This is a genomic window from Roseobacter litoralis Och 149 (genome assembly GCF_000154785.2).
In the GTDB taxonomy this organism is placed as follows: Bacteria; Pseudomonadota; Alphaproteobacteria; order Rhodobacterales; family Rhodobacteraceae; genus Roseobacter; species Roseobacter litoralis.
The window spans coordinates 17,784-31,646 of sequence record NC_015729.1; the positions used below are offsets into that span (position 1 = coordinate 17,784).

5 protein-coding genes and 7 pseudogenes are annotated in these 13,863 nt (G+C 55.2%); 5 read left to right on the top strand and 7 right to left on the bottom strand.

What is annotated here, in order from left to right:
* Positions 1-169 precede the first annotated feature (169 nt).
* A complete protein-coding gene (galE, locus tag RLO149_RS22625; RefSeq protein ID WP_013959946.1) occupies positions 170-1,153 on the bottom strand; it encodes a UDP-glucose 4-epimerase GalE in 984 nt (327 codons plus the stop codon).
* A gap of 233 nt (positions 1,154-1,386) precedes the next feature.
* On the opposite strand from galE, the pseudogene RLO149_RS22630 reads away from it, so the two are divergent.
* From RLO149_RS22630 to RLO149_RS22640, 3 genes and pseudogenes are all read left to right on the top strand, one after another.
* A pseudogene (locus RLO149_RS22630) lies at positions 1,387-2,389 on the top strand (NAD-dependent epimerase/dehydratase family protein).
* 555 nt (positions 2,390-2,944) lie between these two features.
* Entirely contained in the window at positions 2,945-4,657 is a 1,713-nt protein-coding gene (locus tag RLO149_RS22635) for a bifunctional sulfate adenylyltransferase/adenylylsulfate kinase (protein WP_013959949.1), read from the top strand.
* 511 nt (positions 4,658-5,168) lie between these two features.
* Positions 5,169-6,625 (top strand): annotated as a pseudogene (locus RLO149_RS22640) (transposase).
* 218 nt (positions 6,626-6,843) lie between these two features.
* Here RLO149_RS22640 and RLO149_RS24600 read toward each other — a convergent pair.
* Positions 6,844-7,251 carry a transposase gene (locus RLO149_RS24600; RefSeq protein WP_083825523.1) on the bottom strand — a complete coding sequence of 136 codons (408 nt, stop codon included), beginning with the start codon at positions 7,249-7,251 and terminating at the stop codon, positions 6,844-6,846.
* 212 nt (positions 7,252-7,463) lie between these two features.
* Between RLO149_RS24600 and RLO149_RS22650 the strand changes: the two genes are divergently transcribed.
* Positions 7,464-8,675: a glycosyltransferase family 4 protein gene (locus RLO149_RS22650; protein ID WP_013959951.1), complete on the top strand. Its 1,212-nt coding sequence runs from the start codon at positions 7,464-7,466 to the stop codon at positions 8,673-8,675.
* 54 nt (positions 8,676-8,729) lie between these two features.
* On the opposite strand, the pseudogene RLO149_RS22655 reads toward RLO149_RS22650, so the two are convergent.
* From RLO149_RS22655 to RLO149_RS22670, 4 pseudogenes are all read right to left on the bottom strand, one after another.
* Positions 8,730-9,392: pseudogene (locus RLO149_RS22655) on the bottom strand (IS6 family transposase).
* A gap of 255 nt (positions 9,393-9,647) precedes the next feature.
* Positions 9,648-11,163, bottom strand: a pseudogene (gene tnpC, locus RLO149_RS22660) (IS66 family transposase).
* 55 nt (positions 11,164-11,218) lie between these two features.
* Positions 11,219-11,611, bottom strand: a pseudogene (gene tnpB / locus RLO149_RS22665) (IS66 family insertion sequence element accessory protein TnpB).
* Positions 11,612-11,636: 25 nt separating this feature from the next.
* Positions 11,637-11,861 (bottom strand): annotated as a pseudogene (locus RLO149_RS22670) (IS110 family transposase); the annotation flags it as partial.
* A gap of 137 nt (positions 11,862-11,998) precedes the next feature.
* On the opposite strand from RLO149_RS22670, the pseudogene RLO149_RS22675 reads away from it, so the two are divergent.
* Positions 11,999-12,310, top strand: a pseudogene (locus tag RLO149_RS22675) (integrase core domain-containing protein); the annotation flags it as partial.
* A 232-nt stretch (positions 12,311-12,542) separates the two neighbouring features.
* Here the strand turns inward: RLO149_RS22675 and RLO149_RS22680 are convergent.
* Positions 12,543-13,709 (bottom strand): nucleotide sugar dehydrogenase, encoded by a 1,167-nt coding sequence (locus RLO149_RS22680; RefSeq protein WP_013959953.1) that lies wholly within the window; start codon positions 13,707-13,709, stop codon positions 12,543-12,545.
* Positions 13,710-13,863 lie beyond the last annotated feature (154 nt).

The following is a 13,863-nucleotide window of genomic DNA, read 5'->3' on the forward strand; positions in this document are numbered from 1 at the left end:
TATTAAAGGTATAATTGGATTAGAATTCTTTCCAGATTCTGTCAGATGATCTTTGTGGCAAACACTCTCTGCAAACGTCCGGTTTCCAGGGTGCAGAAAAAACAGACCTCTGAATTGAGTCTCTCAATGATAATACTGGTCAGCTCCAGATCTTTGCATGCTGAAAGTATCAGCCATGATACCCGTTCGGACGCGCCTTATGCCAGGCCCAGGCCGTGGCGATGTTCGCGTCGATATCGGTGTATTGCGGCTCCCAGCCCAGTTTTGTCTTGATTTTGGTCGGATCGGCCACCAACTTGGGTGGATCACCCGGGCGGCGCGCGACGACCTCGCGGGCAATGGACTGGCCCGCGACCCGTTCGCAGGCCTCGATGATCTGCATGACCGACTGCCCGATGCCGGTGCCGATGTTGAACACCTCATCGGTGCCGACCTCGGTTGCCTCAATTGCCAGCAAGTGGGCCGATGCCAGATCGTGTGTATGCACATAGTCGCGGATGCATGTGCCATCCGGGGTCGGGTAGTCTTCGCCAAAGACCATGATCTTGTTGCGTTGGCTGAGCGGCACCTGCAGCACTAGGGGGATCAGGTGGCTTTCCGGAGTGTGATCCTCACCATGGCGGCCATTTGCATCTGCGCCCGAAGCATTGAAATACCGCAGCAGTGTGAACCCCATGTCATAGGCATGGGCGAAATCGCGGATCATCCATTCAGCGGCCAGTTTGGTGCGGGCATAGGGTGAAAAAGGATCAAGCGGCGTGGCTTCGGACATGGTATCGGAATCGGCCATGCCATATGCGGCACAGGTCGAAGAGAAGAGCATCCGCGGCACGTCTGCTGCGCGCATCGCATTGAGAAGGCTCAGCGTGCCGCCCACATTGTTGCGGTAATAAAGTTCGGGGTTCTGAACGCTTTCACCTACATATGTGGCGGCAGCAAAATGCATGACGGCATCGGCACCAAAATCGCGCAGCGTGTTGGTCAGTAGCTCTGTATCGGCGATGTCACCCTGCACGATAGGGTGGCCTTCCACGGCTTGCGCATGACCCATGGTCAGATTGTCATAGGCCATCACCTCGTGGCCTTGTTCTGCAACGTAACGCAAACAGGCGCTGCCCACGTAGCCAGCACCGCCGGTAATCAGAATTTTCATGCCTGTTCCTCGCTCAAATACAGTTTGCAGCCCGTACGTTATGCCCCACGTTGCCTTTGTTGCAGCTCTTAGCATGTGAAATAGCGTTGCCAAAGCCCGTCTTCACAAGAATTCTATGATAGTTTGCGCGGTTTCCCGCCAATCTGTCCCAGGATTCTACTGCCCCGAAAAATTCAATGTGGCGTACTTTTCGGCTTTCTATCAATCCGGTTTTGCGCCATCACTCCGGCATCATGAAAACTGCGCTCATCACAGGTACTGCCGGATTTATCGGGTATTTCACAGCCCGGGCCTTGCTGGCAGAGGGCTGGCGGGTGATTGGTCTGGATGCGATGACCAATTACTATGACGTGATCCTCAAACAGCGCCGCCATGAGATGCTCGCGCAGTCTCCGCATTTCACCCCCGTCATCGGTCGCCTTGAGACACCGGGGCTGTTGCAACAACTCTTTGCAGCGCATGAACCCCAGCTTGTCATCCATCTCGCGGCCCAAGCCGGCGTGCGCCACTCCATCGACAATCCCGCATCCTATGTGCAGTCAAACCTTGTGGGCACGGCGGAATTGCTGGAGGCGGTGCGCGCGCATCCCCCCGCCCATACGCTGCTGGCTTCGACCTCCTCGGTCTACGGCGCCAATACCGAAATGCCCTATCTGGAGACACATAAAGTCGACACGCAGATGTCGTTCTATGCCGCCACCAAAAAGGCGACCGAGGCGATGACACACTCCTATGCGCATCTTTACGGGCTGCCGATCACCATGTTCCGGTTCTTTACCGTCTACGGCCCCTGGGGGCGTCCCGATATGGCGCATTTCAAATTCACCAAGGCAATTCTGAACGGAGACCCCATCGAGGTTTACAACCACGGCAACCAGCAGCGGGACTTTACCTATATCGACGATCTGGTCGCAGGGATCGTAGCACTGGCCGATGCCATCCCGGACCCGAAGGCCCCGGTGCCGGGTGACAGCCTCTCGCCGGTCGCCCCCTTTCGCGTGGTCAACATCGGCAACGGCACGCCCGTCAAGCTGATGGATTACATCGCCGCGATCGAAGCCGCCTGCGGGCGCAAGGCCGAAAAGGTGTTTCGGGACGCCCAACCCGGCGACGTACCCGCCACCTGGGCGGACACCTCCCTGCTGGAGGCCCTCACCGGCCCCCCGCCCCACCACAAATGTCCGCACAGGGCTGCAACATTTCGTCGACTGGTACCGCAGCTATTACGAGGTGTGAGGGATCACACGCCAAAAACCCAAAAGCCACGTCATGAACGAGGGGGCCTCGAGAGCAGCTCAGCGGGCTTTTCAATCTGGCTAAGGCTGGCCGCAGCTACCGCCAATTTCCACCGAAGACAACTTGTCGACACGGATCTGTTTACAGGGCACCCAATTGCTTTTGCCATCAGTCAGTCCCGCCTGAACGGCTCATCGTTTTCTGCAGGTGACATCGACGCGCCGCCTTAGTTGATGGGCCCGTCAAAAAAACACAAAATCATAAAAGTTCTACTTTTGTATATATCCTGCTGCTGCGTTTGAAACAATTGTTCAGATGTTTTCGACCAATATGGATCATCGCGTCATCCAGTCTGTTTCCAAAGTTCATCTCAGGCATGACTTTGACGTAGCTGTGGGCTTTGTTCGCAATGATCGGCAAGATCACGCAGCCAGACCTTTCACATTCACTCTTTCACACGAAAACACTTGAATTGCGCGGGCTGGAGTCCTTAAAGACGCCCAGACCCCATAATTATGCATGTGCAGCAAAAACCGAGTACCGTAGGAATATTTTATGAACGCTTTGAACCTTGCCCCGATCCCCGAACTTTATGTGTCATACGAGTCAGCGCAAAAGCTCAAGACTGAGGCTGGCAACCTGATCAGCTGGGATCTCACGCCGCGCCAGATCTGTGATCTGGAGCTGTTGATGAACGGGGGGTTCAATCCGCTCAAGGGGTTCCTCAGCGAAGCGGATTACAATTCCGTCGTCGACACCATGCGCACCACCGATGGCGCGCTTTGGCCGATGCCGATCAATCTGGATGTGGATGAGAAATTCGCCGAAGGGCTGGAGATCGGGCAGGACATCGCCCTGCGCGATCAGGAAGGTGTGATCCTCGCCACCATGACCGTCACCGACCGTTGGGAGCCCAACAAGGCCCATGAGGCGGAAAAAGTCTTTGGTGCGGACGATTCTGCGCATCCGGCGGTGAACTACCTGCATAACCACGTAGGCAAGATCTATCTGGGCGGCCCCGTGACCGGCATCCAGCAGCCTGTGCACTATGATTTCCGTGCGCGTCGTGACACGCCAAATGAACTGCGCGCTTATTTCCGCAAAGTGGGCTGGCGCAAGGTCGTGGCGTTTCAGACCCGCAACCCGCTGCACCGCGCGCATCAGGAACTGACGTTCCGTGCCGCCCGCGAAGCACAAGCCAACCTGCTGATCCATCCCGTCGTGGGCATGACCAAACCCGGGGACGTCGATCACTTCACCCGCGTGCGCTGCTATGAGGCGGTGCTGGACAAATACCCCGCCGCCACCACGTCGATGAGCCTGCTGAACCTTGCCATGCGCATGGCCGGCCCGCGTGAGGCGGTCTGGCACGGTCTGATCCGCAAGAACCACGGCTGCACCCATTTCATCGTGGGCCGCGATCACGCAGGCCCCGGCAAGAACTCCGCCGGTGATGATTTCTATGGCCCCTATGACGCGCAGGACATGTTCCGCGCGCATCAGGAAGAAATGGGCATCGAAATGGTTGATTTCAAACATATGGTCTGGGTGCAGGAACGCGCCCAATACGAACCGATGGACGAGATCAAGGACAAGGATGACGTGACCATCCTGAACATTTCGGGCACCGAGTTGCGCCGCCGCTTGCAGGAAGGTCTTGAGATCCCCGAATGGTTCTCTTTCCCCGAGGTAGTGACCGAGCTGCGCCGCACGCGGCCCCCCCGCAACCAGCAGGGCTTTACCGTGTTCTTCACCGGGTTTTCCGGCTCGGGTAAATCCACCATCGCCAATGCCTTGATGGTCAAGCTGATGGAGATGGGCGGGCGCCCTGTGACGCTGCTGGATGGCGATATCGTGCGTAAAAACCTCAGCTCAGAACTGGGGTTCTCCAAAGAGCACCGCGACCTGAACATCCGGCGCATCGGCTATGTGGCCAGCGAGATCACCAAGAACGGCGGTATCGCGATCTGTGCGCCCATCGCACCCTATGCCTCTACCCGCCGTGCGGTGCGCGAGGACGTGGAAGCCTTTGGTGCCTTTATCGAAGTGCACGTGGCCACGTCGATCGAGGAATGCGAACGTCGCGACCGCAAGGGGCTGTACAAGCTGGCGCGCGAAGGCAAGATCAAGGAATTCACTGGCATCTCCGATCCCTATGACGTGCCAGAAAATCCTGAGTTGCGTGTTGAGACCGAAAATGTAGATGTGGATAACTGTGCTCATCAGGTGCTCCTGAAGCTTGAATCCATGGGGTTGATTGCTGGATAGGGCAGCCTTTCCAGCCGGTTCGATAATATCGCCGGTCAGCTAGTCTTCATTTTCGAACGCCCACTTCAAGTATGCTTTGGTATCTTGGTCCGGATTCTGAGATGGGCGGACCAGGGTTTGGTTCTGGCGCCTGCGATGTGGCAGATCGCCCCTGCTGCGGTACCGCCATGTGAGGTTCACGCAACCCTAACATCTGATTGCTAGGGTTTGTTGACGTTCACCTGATTTGAATGAGCGCAGCGGCCAATGATATGAACGCAGCAAAGCTCTGGCCCGTTTTGCATGATCGTATTGCAATACCTCTGTTTTCCTTGAGTTTGCCAAAGTAATTCTCGATCAAGTGCCGCCACTTGTATGTCTCTTTGTCGAAGGTTGAGGGGAGTCGACGAATGGATTTTGGTGGGATGACCGGGGTTATGCCGTTTTCGGCTTATTTTGTTGAAGAAGTCTTGTTGCTTTGAAGCAAGTCCTTTGATTCACTCGCTATTGTGGATTGGGGGAGGATTTTGCGATGATGGGCATTCAGGAAGCTCCGGCGCTGCTGTTTTACGACTTTGACATGGAGGCGCATGTCCCGTCGGACCATATGCTGCGGGAGATTGACCGGTTTCTGGACGTTGGCACAATCCGCCAGCAGTTGAAGCAGTATTACAGCCACCTCGGACGTCCCTCGATTGATCCTGAACTGATCGTACGGATGCTGATAGTTGGATATGCTATGGGCATCCGGTCAGAACGGCGGCTTTGTGACGAAGTTCATTTGAACCTGGCCTATCGCTGGTTCTGCCGCCTCGGCTTGAACCAAAAGGTACCCGATCACAGCACGTTCTCTAAATACCGCCCCTCTTGTCTTATGAATTGGGCAGTTCCTGTGCGAAGCCACCGTTGCACGCTGTATCTCGGAAGGTCTGGTCGGTGGTCATGGATTTGCTGTTGATGCCAGCTTAATCGAAGCAGATGTCGACAGAATGAACTCAACTGCTCAGGCAGATTGGGACGCATCCGCCATCGATCCGGATGATGCGCCCCAGGCTGTCCGGGAATACCTTGATGTTCTTGACGACAAAGCGTTTGGAGCGTCAACATCTGTCAAACCCAAATTCACGTCGCATTCCGACCCGGCCAGCCAATGCCTCTCGGGACATTGCTGTGCAATGCCCTGCCGGTAATAGACTGCGGCGCGCAAGGGCCCTGCGATCTTCACGTATTCGAACAACTATCTGATCGACACGGACCATTCCGTCATCGTGGATATCGAGGCGACACGCTCAATCAGGCAGGCCGAAGTGGGCGCGGCGCAAACCATGGTTGGTCGAACAGAAGAGCGCTTTGGTATCAAACCGGACTGGCTCGTTGCGGATACTGCCTATGGATCGGCGGAGAACCTCGCGTGGCTGACAAAGAAGCGCAGCATCATTCCGTTTATCCCTCTGGTCCATTGCCCGGCAGTGCATGTTTACATGCATGAGAGGGGACAAGTCGGAGCGTAAGGATTGCTCATTTTCCCGTTCCGACTTCGAATGGGACGAAGACAACGACCGCTATACCTGCCCTGAAGGCCAGCACCTGTTGCAGTCCCGCCGGAACTATTCTGACCCGCGCAGGAAAGAGCCAAAAACCGGGCGGCGCAGATACCGCGCCACCAAAGCAATATGCGATGCGTGCCCCTCAAAACCAAAATGCTGCCCAAACACTAACACCCGCTTCATCGGTCGCGAAGAACATGAGGACGCGCGTGACTTTGCCCGACTGGCTGCCAAGTCTCCCTTCAACCCCAAGGCCCAGGCCAAACGCAAAAAGGTCGAGATGCTCTTCGCCCACCTCAAACGCACTCTCGGCCTGGGGCGGCTCCGGCTTCGAGGCACCTGCGGTGTACAGGACGAATTTACACTCGCAGCAATCGCCCAGAACCTCCGAAAACTTGCAAAACTAAGGCCCAAGACCGCCGGAACAAGGATCGCGATATGATCTGAACCACCAAAACGACAGAACAACAAGCCGCCCAGTACAACGGGCGGAACAATAAGCCCGGGACCAACGCCGCGAGGCGGCCAACCCCCCAAATCACGGCGACTTCTTCAACAAAATAGGCCAATTCTGCCCGCAACCAATCCGCATCAAATGCGCGGTGAACCAACATGCGATCGGCGGACAGGCCGTCAATGAGATCGGGCACGGCGCTTCGATCATGTGCCTGACCAGGCATCAGGCAGAAATTGATGAGATTTCCCAAGGCGCCTGTGAGGGCAAGTATCTTGGTTGTGATCCCACCACGCGAATGTCCTATGGCCTGGCTGAGAGCCTTCCTTTTCGCCCTGACCAGAGCGGTGGACTTTGACGATAGAGCCGTCAATCGTTGCATACTCAAAATTGACACCAGAGGATAAGGCTCTGAACATGCGATAAAAAGCATCGGCTTTCACCCACCGGCGGAACCGTTTCAAGATCGAATTCCACTTACCGAACTCCTTGGGTAGTTCACGCCCCTTCGCCCCTGTGTGCACGATCCACAGAGCGGCTTCAATACACAAGCGCGAATCGCGGCCAGTTTGGCCCGCATGCTTCGAAGTTCTACGGCAAAAGGGTTCAATAATCGCTCAATGGGCATCGGTCAGTACCCGTCGGATCAAGGCTGCTCTCCATTGTTTGCAACCTTGAATCAGAAGTCGCGCCAATTGGGAATCCTGAACGTCAACAAGCCCTAGTAGAATACATCTAGCTGATCTATAGGTACTTCTAGTGATTCAGGATATCTTTACACTGTGATGAGATACCTTAATTTCACACAATTGTGACAGGGTCTTTCATGGCGTTACATTCTGACCGGCACATTCTGATTGTGGTAGAAAATCTGCCGGTCCCGCTGGATCGGCGCGTCTGGCTTGAGGCAACCTCGCTGCAACAGGCAGGCTATGAAGTATCTGTGATCTGTCCTATGGGCTGCGGTTGGAACAAAACCTACGAGGTGATCGACGGCGTTCACATTTATCGCCATTCGGAGCCGCCTGAAGCTCATTCAGGGGCTGTGGCCTATGCACGCGAATACCTGCATGCCATGTGGCACTGGTTTTGTCTGGCTCGGACGGTATGGCGGCGCAAACCCTTTCAGGTTATCCAGGGTTGCAATCCGCCAGATTTGATTTTCGTGTTGGCGCTGTGGTACCGGTTTTGGGGCGTCAGCTATCTGTTTGATCACCACGATGTCTGCCCTGAATTGTACGAGGCGAAATTCGACAAGCAGGGACTGCTTTACAAGATAATGCTGATCTGTGAACGACTCACCTTTGCAACAGCGTCCGTGTCTATGGCTACCAACGGTAGTTTCCGTGACATCGCAATTAGGCGTGGCAAGATGGCCTCGGAGGATGTGTTCGTAGTCCGGTCTGCGCCCAAAATCGATACGTTCCTGCCCGGTCCGGGTGATCCAGTCTACCGCAAGGGTGCCAAAACGGTGATGGGTTATGTGGGTGTTATTGGCCAGCAGGAAGGGATGGACTTGCTGGTGCAGGCTGCGCGCCATCTGATCAAGGACTTAAACCATACGGACGTACATTTTGTCATTGCAGGTTTTGGCCCAACTCTGGATGAGGTTGTTGCCGATGCCGAAGCGCAGGGTGTCGGCGATTATTTCACCTTTACAGGCCCGCTTTACGGGCCGGATCTATTGGATGCTCTCAACGTGATTGACATCGGTGTGTCGCCTGACCCCAAGAACCCGATGAACGATATCTCGACGATGAACAAGACAATGGAGTACATGACTCTAGAGAAACCCAGCGTACAGTTCGACCTGACTGAGGGGCGTGTGTCGGCCGGCGAGGCTTCGCTTTATGCTTTGCCCAACGATCCCGTCGATTTTGCCAACAAACTCGCCGAGTTGATTGCCGATTCCGCCCGTGGAGTTGAGATGGGTAAAAAGGGCAGAGCCCGTGTCTTGGATAACCTGTCCTGGACGCACACGACCCCACAGCTTTTGAAGGCCTATGACCGAATTTACGCCAAGCGGAGCAAGGCGTGATGCTGGACGCGCGTTAAAGTTCGTGGGCCAAAACTATACAACTGAACGCTGATTTTAGGCAGCCTCCTGAAAGAGCTGATGCATGAATGCAATCTCGCCTTTAACGCGTGGCTGCTTGTTGTGAATGTGGTCTCTCTTGAGTGTCCTTTTCGTCTCGATCCCCGCTAACGTCGCCTGCGCAGATCGCAATGATCGGAAAATCTGGCGGTAACCGAGCAACCTCTTCAATGCCGCATGTTCACTCTCAATGCGGTTGTTGAGATACTTGCGGCCGATGTGAGTAACGGAGTTGAAGTGCGGGTCATAATCGTGATTGATCTCGCGGATCACCTTACGATATGTCGGTGCCTTGTCCGTGCAAATAGATACGGGTCGATGCAAGCGCACCCGTTCAATAGCTCTATTTAGAAAGGCTTTAGCAGCTTTGACGTCTCGTCTTGCTGTGAGGCGAAACTCCACCAGCTAGCCGTTCGCATCAATTGCGCGCCACAGGTACCGCCATTTTCCACCGGCCCATATGTAGGTTTCGTCAACATGCCAATCGAGGCTGCTGCGTTTAAGGTGCTTCTCTGTTCGCTTGGCCAATTCAGGGCCAAACTTTTGAACCCAGCGGTAGACAGTAGATCGATCTACGTCCAGGCCCCGTTCTGCCTGCAGATCAACGAGGTCTTGGTAGGACAACTGATATCGCAGATACATCCGCACGGCACGCAGAATAACTGCAGCCGGAAATCAATGTCGCCCGAACGGCTGTTTACGCGGCACGATATGGTCCTTTCGCTACGCTCACTCTAACAAAACTAGGTTAATGCAACATGTATAACCGCCCTCAACGCAAGAGGTGATTTTGAGAAGTTTCTGACGCGCCACCGGGTGCTAACATGTATCCGGCTTCTGATGCTGCTGTCTACTTGCTGCGGGCCCGTAGGTGTTCGAAGTTCAAGGTCTGATCAGTCGTAAGCGGTGCGCCGTTCACACGGGTTTGGCGTAGTTCCACGGCAGCAACTCTTTTATGTCTGTTTGTTTGTGCCCGCCTGCGATAGCTCTCAGGACACCGGACAGATAGCCATGGGTTCGATCCCGCTGAGTTTGCAGGTCTCGATCAGGGATGCGATGACGGCCCAGTTTTGCGGTTGAGGGCGATGGGACGGATGGTGCGCTCGACGGCGTTGGAATCCAGTTCGATGCGACCGTCGTCGATGAACCGGCATAACCCTTCCCAGTATTTAGCGATGTATTTCAGGGCCTCTCCGGTCGGCGATTTTGCCGAGACGCGGGCGCGGTTCTGGGCGAGCCAGAGCTCGAAGGCGTCGATGATGGGTTCTGAGCGGTCCTGTCGTGCAGCGTGCCGTTGATCGGCAGGCAGGCCGCGCAGGTCTTTTTCGATATGGTAGAGTGCCTGGATTTGAGCCAGGCCTTCCTGCGCGATTGGAGCAGCGCCAGATTGGGTGACGTCATGCAATTTTCGCCGCGCGTGTGCCCAGCAATAGGCCAGCACCACATCCTGTGTAGGGCGTTTGAGCAAGCGGTTATAGCCTGCGTATCCATCAACCTGCAGGGCGCCGCTGAAGCCGCTCAAGATGTTATCCGCATGCTGCCCTGACCGACCGGGCGCATAGGTAAACGCCACTCCGGGCGGATCATCCCCGCCCCATGGCCTGTCATCACGGGCAAGGGCCCAGAAGTATCCGGTTTTGGTGCGTTTGCGCCCTGGGGCCAGAACCGGTGCGGGTGTTTCGTCCATGAAGAGTTTGGTGGAGCGCTTCAGATCGGCCGTCAGCGCATCATAAACCGGGGTCAGTTCAAACGCCGACTTGCCGACCCATGCGGCCAAGGTCGAGCGGTCCAAATCGATCCCCTGACGGCTATAGATTTGCGCCTGCCGATAAAGTGGCTAGTGGTCCGCGTATTTTGAGACGAGCACATGCACTGCCCGACAGGCGATTTGCTATGCAAATCTGCCGAAAGGGGCGAGCGTTGCTTCGGTTGGCATACCGCCCGCGATGATGTGGGCGGGTGCAGGAGCCTGAGCAATCCTGCCCTCGCAGGACCGGCAAGCGTATTCAGGGCGGCGGGTGACAATTACCCGGAACTGGACCGGAATGATGTCCAGCCGTTCGCTGACATCCTCGCCAATGACGTGACGCTCAGTTCCGCAGGCGCAGGATCGCTCGGGTTCAATGACCACCTCAACCCGTTCCAGATGTTTGGGTAGTGATCCGCGATTGGTCTGGCGCGGCTTTGGGGGCCGCACGGGCGCGTTCCGCTCTTCTGCGTCGATCTCGGCTTCCACCTGCGCGATGGTGGTCTCGATATCCTCGAATTCCAGTTCATACTGGGCCGGGTCAATCTTCTCGGATTTGGACCCGAAGAGCGCCTTCTTGAACGAGGCAACCAAGGCCTCAAGTCGCGCATTCTGATCCTGTTGCGCACGAATGGTCGCCTTCAGATCGGCGATATTATCAGGTAATTTATCAGGCACGCTCATGCCCAATCTCATGACAAAACAAAGGCAGCATGGCCCGTGCAAACGGCTCCGTGAGTCACTCCGCCGCAGCAGGTGCCGCCACCTCTAAAGGCTGAACCCGCCGCCAATCAAGACCAGCAAAGAGCGCTTCAAACTGAGCCGGTTCCAGACGCATCACCCCGTTCTTGATCGCCCCCTCTCATCGCTGCTTTGCAGCGACTGCCGGGCAGTGGGACCATGTGAAGCTGTTATCTTCGAGCCGTTTGTAGGCCATCACCAACCCGCTACCGTCCCAGTAGATCAGCTTCAGCCGATCCGCGCGCTTGGCCCGGAACACATAGACCGACCCATCAAACGGCTTCTGGCGCAGGTGGCTCTGCACCAAAGCGGCCAGCCCGTCATGACCCTTGCGGAAGTCCACCGGATCGCTGGCTACAAAGATCCGAACCTTGTGGGAGAGGGCAATCACGTGGTTATGGCCCGTGCGATCTCAGCAAGACCCGGTGATAATTACCGGTCGCCTCAAAGGCTACACGAACTGGACGTCCGTATTCCTTCAACGCGGTGACGAGGCGGTTAGAGTCGGCAAGGCTGTTCAAGACGGTTAAACGGCGTCGGCGTTTCTTATCTGGAACAGCAATCAAAACTTCATGCCGCGCTTTGGCAATGTCGATGGCAACCAAAACAGGTGTATCTTGTGCAATAGTCATCTCGGTCATAGTCGGTCTCCTTTGCGGTGTGGTTTGTGCAAAACCACTGTAGGGACCTGAGACCCGGCTATGACCACCTGCTGCGCTATTTGACGGCTGCGCAGGCAATCATAGCCTCTCAATCAGCGTTATTCCGAAGGTGTTATGGCACCGAATATGTCAGCGGCAAGCTGATGCAATGGGCTGAGAAACGCAATGTTCGGCTGGAATACATCCAGCCCCACTCTCACACATGCTTTGCATGTGTTGCCGTGCAACGGGGCAAGCCGCAGCAGAACGCTTATATCGAACGCTACAACCGCACCGTTCGTGGCGAATGGCTGGGGCAATATATCTTTGAAACCATCGAGGAGGCACAAGAGCAAGCGACTGAATGGCTCTGGACTTACAACAATGAGCGACCCAACATGGGCATAGGTGGCATCACACCCGCCATGAAACTGAAAACAGCCGCCTGAATTCTATGGCTGAACCCCATTAAAAATGGGGGGATTGCCAGAAAACTGCCCAGCTGTGAAACCCCTTTGATTCAATCAAAACTGTAACCGCTTTAAAGAGCGACTGGATATTATGTGTAAAAAAACATCTGCATAGAATTTGCGCGCAGAGCCATTGAGTTTCTGTTCTATTTACAGTTCGATAGCCCGTGTCTGCGCCTGTGGTATACCGGTGTGGAATGTGCTTGCTGCTTTAATCGGAGTGAAACAGGTCACGGGTAAAGATTTTATCCGACACATCTGCTAGGACAGGGGCATGCCGGTTGGCGATGATGATGTCGCTTTGCGCCTTAAATGTAGCGAGATCGGTGATGACTTTGGAGCCATAAAACGTGGGCTCGCGCAGTTCGGGTTCGTAGAGGATAACCTCGATTCCTTTGGCCTTAATTCGCTTCATGATCCCCTGGATCGAGCTTTGGCGGAAATTGTCTGACCCTTCTTTCATCGCTAGGCGGTACACGCCGACCAAGGCGGGTTTCCGAGCAAGAATCTGTTCGGACAGGAAGTCTTTTCGGGTACGATTGGCGTCTACAATAGCCTGCATCAGATTTTGCGGTACGGCAGCGTAATTGGCCAGCAGCTGCTTGGTGTCCTTGGGTAAGCAATAGCCGCCATAGCCAAAAGATGGATTGTTGTAATGCTGTCCGATGCGCGGGTCGAGGCAGATGCCTTCGATGATTTGGCGGCTGTCTATGCCACCGGCCATTGCATAGCTATCAAGTTCGTTGAAATAGGCCACGCGCATTGCAAGGTAAGTGTTGGCAAAAAGTTTGATAGCTTCGGCCTCTGACGGGTCGGTTAACAGTACTGGGATGTCTGATGTTGCGGCACCCTCCAACAAGAGGTCGGCGAACTGACGTCCACGTGGGCCGGTATCACCCACCACGATGCGGCTGGGGTGCAGGTTGTCGTAAAGCGCACGACCCTCACGTAGGAATTCGGGTGAAAAGATCAGCCGATCACTGTCGAAATGGGCTCGCGCATTTGCTATGTAGCCAACGGGAATCGTGGATTTGACCACCACAGTACTGGTTTCGCTCATCTTGAGGGCGCGTTCTGCCACAGTATCGACGCTGGATGTGTTGAAATAGTTTGTCTTGGGGTCGTAGTCGGTAGGGGTGGCTATGATCACCACATCTGCTTCACGCAGGGCAGTGTCAGAATCTGTAGAGGTTGTAAGTCGCAGGTCCTTGTCGGCGAGAAATGCGGCCAGTTCGGTGTCTTGGATCGGGCTTTGTCCTGCATTGACCGCAGCCAAGCGCTCCACATTGAGATCGATGCCGATGACATCATGGTTTTGCGCAAGCAAAGCTGCATTTGACAGGCCGACATAGCCCAGACCTAAAACTGCAATTTTCATTTTGATGGTTCTTTTATTTTAGCACCCAGCCAAGGTATACTTTTTTTATGCTTCACACGTCCTGTCAAGCAGATCACCTGTCGGTCGTATAGTGTCTTTTCAGCGTCTCTTGGCATATTTCGCCATCTTGGGGTGCCAGTTCTCAAGAATCCAT

What these genes read in the sequence shown, in the direction of transcription:
- galE (WP_013959946.1), bottom strand. Translation starts at nt 1,153, where the DNA reads ATGAAAATTCTGATTACCGGCGGTGCTGGCTACGTGGGCAGCGCCTGT.
- RLO149_RS22635 (WP_013959949.1), top strand. Translation starts at nt 2,945, where the DNA reads ATGAACGCTTTGAACCTTGCCCCGATCCCCGAACTTTATGTGTCATAC.
- RLO149_RS22650 (WP_013959951.1), top strand. Translation starts at nt 7,464, where the DNA reads ATGGCGTTACATTCTGACCGGCACATTCTGATTGTGGTAGAAAATCTG.
- RLO149_RS22680 (WP_013959953.1), bottom strand. Translation starts at nt 13,709, where the DNA reads ATGAAAATTGCAGTTTTAGGTCTGGGCTATGTCGGCCTGTCAAATGCA.